At 71.2% G+C, this 9,021-nt stretch carries 8 protein-coding genes; 6 read left to right on the forward strand and 2 right to left on the reverse strand.

All coding sequences use genetic code 11. The features are described 5' to 3' along the window. Positions 1 to 52: 52 nt before the first annotated feature. Positions 53 to 2,446: a phosphoketolase family protein gene (locus tag AB0M35_RS05515; RefSeq protein ID WP_363741706.1), complete on the reverse strand. Its 2,394-nt coding sequence runs from the start codon at positions 2,444 to 2,446 to the stop codon at positions 53 to 55. A gap of 117 nt (positions 2,447 to 2,563) precedes the next feature. After that, complete coding sequence (locus AB0M35_RS05520; RefSeq protein ID WP_363741708.1) at positions 2,564 to 3,427, reverse strand: universal stress protein; 864 nt, start codon at positions 3,425 to 3,427, stop codon at positions 2,564 to 2,566. 130 nt (positions 3,428 to 3,557) lie between these two features. Here AB0M35_RS05520 and AB0M35_RS05525 point away from each other — a divergent pair, with 130 nt between their 5' ends. From AB0M35_RS05525 to AB0M35_RS05550, 6 genes are all read left to right on the forward strand, one after another. Beyond that, entirely contained in the window at positions 3,558 to 3,794 is a 237-nt protein-coding gene (locus tag AB0M35_RS05525) for an HTH domain-containing protein (protein WP_363741710.1), read from the forward strand. Next, entirely contained in the window at positions 3,794 to 4,408 is a 615-nt protein-coding gene (locus tag AB0M35_RS05530; protein WP_363741712.1) for a Clp protease N-terminal domain-containing protein, read from the forward strand. The genes AB0M35_RS05525 and AB0M35_RS05530 overlap by 1 nt, the downstream gene beginning before the upstream one ends. Positions 4,409 to 4,493: 85 nt before the next feature. Beyond that, positions 4,494 to 5,498 carry a diacylglycerol kinase family protein gene (locus tag AB0M35_RS05535; protein WP_363741715.1) on the forward strand — a complete coding sequence of 335 codons (1,005 nt, stop codon included), beginning with the start codon at positions 4,494 to 4,496 and terminating at the stop codon, positions 5,496 to 5,498. Next, the gene (locus tag AB0M35_RS05540) at positions 5,491 to 6,546 is read left to right on the forward strand and encodes a YihY/virulence factor BrkB family protein (RefSeq protein WP_363741718.1); all 1,056 of its coding nucleotides are present in this window, start codon (positions 5,491 to 5,493) and stop codon (positions 6,544 to 6,546) included. The genes AB0M35_RS05535 and AB0M35_RS05540 overlap by 8 nt, the downstream gene beginning before the upstream one ends. A gap of 46 nt (positions 6,547 to 6,592) precedes the next feature. Continuing rightward, entirely contained in the window at positions 6,593 to 8,083 is a 1,491-nt protein-coding gene (locus tag AB0M35_RS05545) for a phosphatase PAP2 family protein (protein ID WP_363741721.1), read from the forward strand. A 6-nt stretch (positions 8,084 to 8,089) separates the two neighbouring features. Beyond that, positions 8,090 to 8,881 (forward strand): endonuclease/exonuclease/phosphatase family protein, encoded by a 792-nt coding sequence (locus AB0M35_RS05550; RefSeq protein WP_363741723.1) that lies wholly within the window; start codon positions 8,090 to 8,092, stop codon positions 8,879 to 8,881. The last annotated feature ends 140 nt before the right edge of the window (positions 8,882 to 9,021 follow it).

Below are 9,021 nucleotides of genomic sequence, written 5' to 3' on the forward strand. Positions count from 1 at the left end.
CGCACAGTGCCTGATGATTCGCTCGCTCTGCTCGCTCATGAGGTCACCTCGCCTACGGGTTCGTCTGGTCGGTTTCGCGGACCCAGCGCCACTCGGCGACCCGCGGGTCGTCCTCGCCGTACTGCCGGGTGTAGTCGCGGCAGGACTGCCGGGCGTCGGTCATCTCCTGACGCAGGTGTGCGGCGCGGGCCGCCAACCCGGGCACCCGATCGATCACGTCGATCACCAGGTGGAACCGGTCCAGGTCGTTGAGCATCACCATGTCGAACGGGGTGGTGGTGGTGCCTTCCTCCTTGTACCCGCGTACGTGCAGGTTGTCGTGGTTGGTCCGCCGGTAGGTGAGCCGGTGGATCAGCCACGGGTAGCCGTGGTAGGCGAAGATGATCGGCTTGTCGCGGGTGAAGAGCGTGTCGAACTCGGAGTCCGGCAGGCCGTGCGGGTGCTCGGTCGGTGGCTGGAGCCGCATCAGGTCCACCACGTTGATCACCCGGACCTTGAGTTCGGGCAGGTGCTGGCGCAGCAGGTCGGCGGCGGCCAGGGTCTCCAGCGTCGGTACGTCACCGGCGCAGGCGAGCACCACGTCCGGCTCGCTGTCGATGTCGGTGCTGGCCCAGTCCCAGATCCCCAGGCCGCGTCGGCAGTGTTGGACGGCCTCGGTCATGGTCAGCCAGTTCGGTGCGGACTGCTTGCCGGCCACCACCACGTTGATGTAGTGCCGGCTGCGCAGGCAGTGATCCATGGTGGAGAGCAGGGTGTTGGCGTCCGGCGGCAGGTAGACCCGGACCACCTCGGCCTTCTTGTTCATCACGTGGTCGATGAAGCCCGGATCCTGGTGCGAGAAACCGTTGTGGTCCTGCCGCCAGACATGGCTGGACAGCAGGTAGTTCAGCGACGCGATCGGCAGCCGCCAGGGGATGCCCCGGGTCACCTTGAGCCATTTGGCGTGCTGGTTGAGCATCGAGTCGACGATGTGGATGAACGCCTCGTAGCTGGTGAAGATGCCGTGCCGGCCGGTCAGCAGGTAACCCTCCAGCCAGCCCTGGCACAGGTGCTCGGAGAGGACCTCCATCACCCGTCCGTCGGGGGAGAGGTGGTCGTCACCGGGTACGGTGCCGGCCATCCAGGCGCGGTCGGTGACCTCGAAGGCAGCTTGAAGCCGGTTGGAGGCGACCTCGTCCGGGCCGAACAGGCGGAAGGTCTGCGGGTTCGCGGCGATCACGTCGCGGATCCACTTGCCCAGCTCGCCGGTTGCTCCGGCGACCGTCGCGCCGGGGCGGGGCACCTCGACGGCGTAGTCGCGGAAGTCCGGCAGGACCAGGTCGCGCAGCACCTGACCGCCGTTGGTGACCGGGTTGGCGCTCATTCGCCGGTCGCCGGAAGGGGGCAGCGCGGCCAACTCGGCGACCGGGGCACCGGTGGCGTCGAACAGCTCCTCCGGCCGGTAACTGCGCAGCCAGCGTTCCAGCTCGGCCAGGTGAGCCGGGTTGGTGCGTACCGCCGACAGCGGAACCTGATGGGCGTGGAAGGTGCCCTCGACCTGCTTGCCGTCGACCTCGTGCGGGCCGGTCCAGCCCTTCGGCGTACGCAGCACGATCATCGGCCAGCGGGGGCGTTCCACGGTGGCGCCGGACCGGGCCCGACGTTGGATCGCCGAGATCTCGTCGAGCGCCCGGTCGAGCGTGGCGGCCAGCAGCTCGTGTACGGCCGCGGGCTCGTCACCGGCCACCACGTACGGCTGGTAGCCGTAGCCGCGCATCATGTCGATCAGGTCGGACTCGGGTATCCGGTCCAGTACGGTCGGATTGGCGATCTTGTAGCCGTTGAGGTGCAGGATGGGCAGCACCGCACCGTCGCGGGCCGGGTTGAGGAACACGTTGGACAGCCAACTGCCGGCCAGCGGGCCGGTCTCCGCCTCCCCGTCGCCGATGACGCAGGCGACCAGCAGATCGGGGTTGTCGAAGGCCGCGCCGTAGGCGTGGCCGAGCGCGTACCCCAGCTCGCCGCCCTCGTGGATCGAACCCGGCACCTCCGCCGCGACGTGGCTGGGGATGCCACCGGGGAAGGAGAACTGGCGGAACAACCGGGCCATCCCGGCCTCGTCGCGGCCGATGCCGTGGTAGCGCTCGCTCCAGGTGCCTTCCAACCAGGTGTTCGCCACCAGGGCCGGGCCGCCGTGCCCGGGGCCGGTGATGTAGATCGCGGACAGATCGCGGGCGACGATCACCCGGTTCAGGTGCGCGTAGATCAGGTTCAGGCCGGGGGAGGTGCCCCAGTGGCCGAGCAGCCGGGGTTTGACGTGTTCGGGGGCCAGCGGTTCGCGCAACAGTGGATTGTCGAGCAGATAGATCTGGCCGACGGTGAGGTAGTTCGCCGCCCGCCAGTACGCGTCCAGCCGGCGCAACTCCTCATCGGTCAGGGTGCTCTTCGGGTTCAGGGCGGTGTCCATACTGGGTGAGCCTCTCCCTGTTCGGTGGATTCTGCATCCGCAACACTCGGTTTCCTCCTTGAGTCTGGCGATATCGGTGGCGGTGAATCAGGGTCATTGGTCCCGCCCGTCCGGGTGTCACGACCCGTCGGCGCCCGGTGCGCCGGTCACGCCGCGCACCACGATCACCGGCGAGGGGGCGTGGTAGAGCAGCGCCTGGCTGACCGCGCCGAGCATGCCGCGCCACGGCTCGTCGCCGCGGGCGGCAACCACCGTCAGCTGCGCCGAACGTGACTGGTCGACCAGCACCGTGCCGGGATCGCCGCAGATGACATGGCATTCGGCCGTGGTCTCCGAACGGTCGGCGCCCACCCGGCCCACCAGTTCGTGGAGCCGATGCGTGGCTGTCCCGATCGCGGCCTCTGTCTCGACCACCCAGATGGCCAGCAGCCGGGCCCGGAGATCCTCGGCGGCGGCGAAGGCCCAGGCCAGTGCGATCTCGGCGGGGGCCGAGCCGTCCAGCCCGACGAGCACCGGGCCCTGCGGCGGTGGTTCCCGTCGGACGACCAGCACCGGGCAGTCGGCTCTGGCGGCCACCTGCACGGCGGCGCTGTCCGCCGGGATGCAACGGTCGCAGTGGGCCATTCCGCCGTCACCCACGGCCACCAGGAATGCCGACTCGGACTTGCGTACCAGATTCGCCACCGCCGAACCCTCGATGATCTCGGTGGTGAGCGGGACGTCCGGCTCACTGAGGCGGACCGCCTCGGCGGCCTCGGAGATCAGCCGCTCGGCGTCGGCCCGCGAACCGGAGACGGCCGGTGCCGCCATCGCCGCCCAGTTGAAGGCGTGCAGCAGATGCAGGCTGCGACGTTGCGCGGCGGCCACCCGCGCGGCCACCCGGGCCACCGGCAGGGCGTCCTCCGGGCCGATGCCGGCTAGTACCGGCGCATCGCTGGCTCGGTTGTCGGCCAACACCGGCGCATCGCTGGCTGAGGCCATCGGACCTCACCCCCTGTCGTGCCTGACCTGCGTCTGAGGCTAGTCGTGGTGGTGCCGCTCGGGAGTGCGATCGGAAGACTGGCCGTCAACTTCGGTTGACATGACCCTTGCGTCAATGTAAGTTGACAGCATGAGTCAGGCAACGGAACTCGCGGCCGCCGCCGGCAGCACCGACCCCCGGGTCGGCCTGCGTGCGGTCCGCGCACTACGCCGGCTACTCGAACGGCTGGAGGTGATCCAGGTGGACAATGCTCGACGGCAGGGCTGGTCCTGGCAGGAGATCGCCGAGGCACTTGAGGTCAGCCGGCAGGCGGTCCACAAGAAGCACGCCGGGCGTCCGGCGGTCGAATCCTCCTGGGAGGCGTGATGTTCGAACGGTTCACCGACCGGGCCCGCACTCTGGTGCGTCAGGCCCGCGACGAGGCCCGGGTCGAGGCCCGGGTCGAGGCCCGGGTCGAGGGCCGGGTCGAGGGCCGACGGCCCGTCGGCACCGAGCACCTGCTGCTCGCCCTGCTCGCCGACGGCGACAGCCTGGCGGTCCGGGTGTTGCGCGACGTCGGCGTGACCGGCGACGACCTGCGCGAGCGCATCCGCCGACACACCGAGACCAGCAGTACCGGTCTGGCCGAGGCCGACGCCGCGGCACTCCACGAGATCGGCATCGACCTGGCCGCCATCGTGGCCCGGATCGAGGAGTCCTTCGGACCCGACGCGCTGCGTGAAGCCGTACCACCGCCACGACGCCGCTGGGGTCGTCATCAGTGGACGGGCGGTGTGTTCTCGCCCCGCGCCAAGAAGGTGCTGGAGTTGTCACTGCGCGAGGCGATGGGCCTGCGGCACCGGCACATCGGCACCGAACACATCCTGCTCGGCCTGCTCCGCGAGGGCGGCGGGCTGGGCGCCCTGGTCCTCGCCGAGGCCGGCGTCGATCTGGACGACACTCGCCGACGGGTGCAGGCCGCACTACGCACCGCCGCTTGAACCATCCGCCGCGATTCCAAACGTGATCGGCCGAGTGGGCTGGGTGAACCTGCCCACTCGGCGCCGAGTCGCCGAACCTCGTACCATGCCGCACACTGACGCCGTGGAAGCTGGAGAGCAGGCGCGGTCGCTGCGCAGCGCGGTGGTGGTCAACCCGGTGAAGGTGGCCGACCTGGACGCGCTGCGTCGTACCGTCGAGGACACTCTCGCCGCCGCCGGTTGGCCCGCGCCGCTGTGGTACGAGACCACCGTCGAGGACCCCGGCCGGGGTCAGACCGAGCAGGCCGTCGCCGCCGGCGTCGACGTGGTCTTCGCCTGTGGCGGGGACGGCACCGTACGAGCCTGCGTCAGCGCGCTGGTCGGCACCGAGGTGGCGCTCGCCGTGCTGCCGCAGGGCACCGGCAATCTGCTCGCCGCCAATCTGGGACTCTCCACCGACCTGGCCGCCGGGCTGGCGGTCGCCGTGGAGCAGGGGCGGCGGCTGCTCGACGTCGGCGAGGTGGACGGGCAGTACTTCGCGGTGATGGCGGGCATGGGCTTCGACGCGCAGATGCTCGCCGCCACCAGCGAGACCACCAAACGGCGTATCGGCTGGCCGGCGTACGTGGTGGGGGCGGTGCGGCACCTGCGGGACCGGCCGATGCGGGTGTCGATCCGGCTGGACGACCAGCCGCCGCTGACTCGCCGGGCCCGTTCGGTGCTGGTCGCCAACGTCGGCCGGCTCCAGGGCGGGGTCACCCTGCTCACCGACGCCGCACCCGACGACGGCTACTTCGACATCGCCGTGCTCAGCCCGCGTACGCTGCGGCACTGGCTCGCCCTCGGCTGGGGCGTGCTGCGTCGCCGTGACCGGGTGCCCCGGATGGAGGAGTTCCGCGCCCGACGGGTCGAGATCACCAGCAACCGGGCCCAGCCCCGCGAGCTGGACGGCGACCTGATCGAGCCGGGGCGCACCCTGCGGGCGCAGATTCACCGGCGGGCGCTGTGGTTGTGCGTACCGCGCCCGGAGCAGGCGCCGGACCTCACCGAGGACGCTGCTGCCGCCGCCGAGCGAGGTGAGCAACTCGTCGAGGAGGGTGCCCGTGAGTAGCACCAAGTTGGTGCCGGAGACCCGGCTCATGTCCGACGAGCAGCTCTGCGCCGACCATGCCTGGCAGACCCTGCGCCGGGAGGGCGGGTGGCATCTGCTGCGCGACGCCTTCACCCGGTTCCGCTACGGCGACGGGTTCAGCCACTCCCGAGCCTTCGCGTTCCAGCTCTGCCTGGCCGTGGTGCCGTTCCTGATCGCGTTGACCGGGCTGATCGCCGAGCTGGGTGCGGCCGAGGGCGGCGAGGTGGTGGCCGACACCGTACTGGCGTTGACCCCGGGGGCCAGTGAGCAGGTGGTCGCCGAGCTGCTCGGCGACGGCGACGGTGCCGGCGCAGAGCGGGCCGAGGACGTCGGCGAGGTGGCCCTGACCCTGGGGCTGATCACCGGACTGGTGGCGTTGACCAGCACCATGGCGCAGATCGAACGCGGCGCCAACCGGATCTACGGTGTCGAACGTGACCGGCCGGCGGTGCGGAAGTACCTGCGGGCGGCCGTGCTCGCCGTCACCGCCGGCCTGCCGGCCCTGGCCGGGTTCCTGATCCTGGTCGGCGGTGGGCCGATGGGTGACTCGGTGCAGCGGCACTACGCCTGGGGCGAGGTGGCCAGCGCCGGCTGGGACGCGGTCCGTTGGCCGCTCAGCCTCGGGCTGACCGTGCTGGCCGTCGCGGTGCTGTTCCGGCACGCACCCCGCCGCCACCAACCGGGCCTGTCCTGGCTGTTCTTCGGCGCCGGTATCGCCACCGTGCTGTGGTGGCTGGCCAGCCTGCTGCTCGCCGGGTACGTCCGGTTCAGCGGGGACTTCGGGCAGACCTACGGCGCGCTGACCGGGATGATGGCGCTGCTGCTGTGGGCCAACCTCACCGGCATGGCGCTGTTCGGTGGTCTCGCCTTCGCGGCCCAGTTGGAGGCGGTGCGCATCGGCGTACCGGAACCCGCCCAGCCGGACCGGTGGCAGCCGGAGGCGCAACGCGGCGGCCTGCTCGACACCGGCGGGACGACCGCCCGGTCACCCGAACGCGTCGACACGCCGACGCGCGGGTGTACGTGACACATCGACCGGGTACAGCGGCACGCCAGAGGCGAAGGAGGCTGCCGTGGGCGCGGTCAGGGACGTACTGCGTCGACCCCTCGGGCACTTCACCGAACGTACGCTCGCCGGCCTGGTGCTCGTACTCGGTGCCGGGGTCGGCTTCGGGTTGGTGCTGGTGCTGGTCCGCGTGCGATGGTCCCCGCTGTACGACGTCGACCACGGCGTGGCGCAGTGGCTCAACGCCCAGGTCTCGCCGATCGGCCCGCTGGTCACGGTGCTCAACGCGATCACCGACCTCGGCGGCCGACCGGTCATCGTCTGGCTGGTCACCGTCGCTGTGGTGGGGTTGCTGATCCGGCGGCAGGGCCGGCTCGCGGTCTTCGTGATCGTCACCGGTGCTGGCGCGCTGATCCTCGACCCCACCCTCAAGACCCTGGTGGACCGGCTGCGTCCGGAGGTGGCGACGCCGATCGGCACGTACGCCGGCCAGAGCTTCCCCAGCGGACACGCGCTCGGGTCGATGGTGGCCTACGGTGCGCTGCTGCTGGTCTTCCTGCCGGCGATGGCTCCACGCTGGCGCCGACCGGCGATGGGCCTGGTCGGCGTCGTGGTCTTCCTGATCGGTTTCACCCGGGTCGCGCTCGGCGTGCATTTCCTCTCCGACGTGATCGGTGCGTGGCTGCTCGGCGCGGCCTGGCTCGGCGTCACCGCGTACGCCTTCCAACTGTGGCGGGTGGAGCGGGGCCGGCCCACCACGTCGCTGACCGAGGGGCTGGAACCGGAGGCGGCGCACGAGGTGGCACCGGCGCCGGACGAGCAGAAGTTGCTACCGCACGCCCGCGCCGGCATCGCCGAGATCATCGTCGGTTGGGTGCTGGTCTTCGGCGCGCTGTACGCCTTCGGCATGTTCGTCAGCTACCACGCCAAGGGCACCTTCCTCGCCACCTGGGACGAGGTGGTGCCGACCTGGTTCGCGCAGCGGCACACTCCTGCGTTGAACGACCTGAGCTGGTGGTGGAGCAAGGTCGGCGACACCCACGCCATCCTGCTCGTCTCGATGGTCTTCTGTCCGCTGGTGCTGGCCGTCTGGCGGCGCTGGCGGCCGGTGCTGTTCGTGGCGCTGGTGATGTTCGGCGAGCTGACCCTGTTCCTCGCCACCGCCGCCGCGGTGGACCGCCCGCGTCCGCCGGTGGAGAACCTGGACGGCCCGATGCCGACGTCGTCCTTCCCGTCCGGTCACATCGCGGCCACGCTGTGCCTGTGGGTCGCCATCGCGGTCATCGTCTTCCCCCGTACCGACCGGTGGTGGCGGTGGATGTTCGTGGCGCTCGCGGTGGTGATGCCGGTCGGGGTGGCCGTCTCCCGGATGTACCGGGGCATGCACCATCCGACCGACTTCATGGGCGCCATCCTGCTCACCAGCTGCTGGATCGGGCTGCTGTACTGGGTGCTGCGCCCCAACGAGGACGTCCACGAGGGCAACCAGCCGACGATCGAGTCGGAGGAGGTCGACACCCTCGACGACGAGTTGGCCAAGGCCGGCCGGTCGGGCTGAGTCGCCGTGCTGCGCGTGGTCACCTGGAACATCCGCAACGGCGGTCGGGATTCTGGTGGCCCGGATCGACGCGACGCGCTGGCACGGGTGGTCGCCGATGCGTGCCCCGACGTGCTCGCCCTTGAGGAGTTGCGTGGGTTGGACGTGACGGCCTTCGCGGCCCGGCTGGGCCTGCGGCCCTACGTGGCGGGCAGTTGGTTCGGACAGCCGGTCGCGGTGCTGGTCCGGCCCGCCTGGCCGGTGCTGGCCGCCGCGCCGGTCCGCCGTCCGTTCCACCACGGCGCTCAACGGGTGACGATTGGCACCGACGTCGGCCCGCTGACCGTGCTGGGCACCCACTTCTACCCGTACTCCGGCCGACGCCGCCTGGTCGAGGCCGGGTGGGCGGCCGCCGCGCTGCGCCGGGCCCGCGCCGGCCTGGCGCTGCTCGCCGGTGACCTGAACACCCTCGACCCGTACGCCGAGCACGCCGAGCAGATCGCCCGGCTGCCGGTGGCGTACCGTCGCCGGCACCTGCGCCGGGACGGTCGAACGCCGGACACCCGTGCGGTGGCCCGGCTGCTCGCCGCCGGCCTGGTCGACCTGGGTGCGAGCGCTGGTCCCACCGTGCCCACCGGCTACGGCGGCGCCGAGTTCTCCGACATGCGCCTGGACTACCTACTCGCCACCCCCGCTCTCGCCACCCGGTTGACTGCGGTCCAGGTGCTCCGCACCCCCGACACCCACCAGGCCTCCGATCACCACCCCCTCCTAGCCACCTTCACCCTCACCCCACCCCGCTCTAGCCCTCCGCCCTAGCCCCCGCGCTCGCCCCGCTCTGGCCCCGGCTGATCAAGAAGTTTGGTCACGGCACGCCGGGGGGCGGTCGACGACAGATGTACGATAAGAGCCCGCCGGGTGGCGGTGGGCCCCCGAAAACGGAGGCGGGGGGCGGGTGC

Source organism: Micromonospora sp. NPDC051196 (assembly GCF_040682415.1).
GTDB lineage: Bacteria > Actinomycetota > Actinomycetes > Mycobacteriales > Micromonosporaceae > Micromonospora.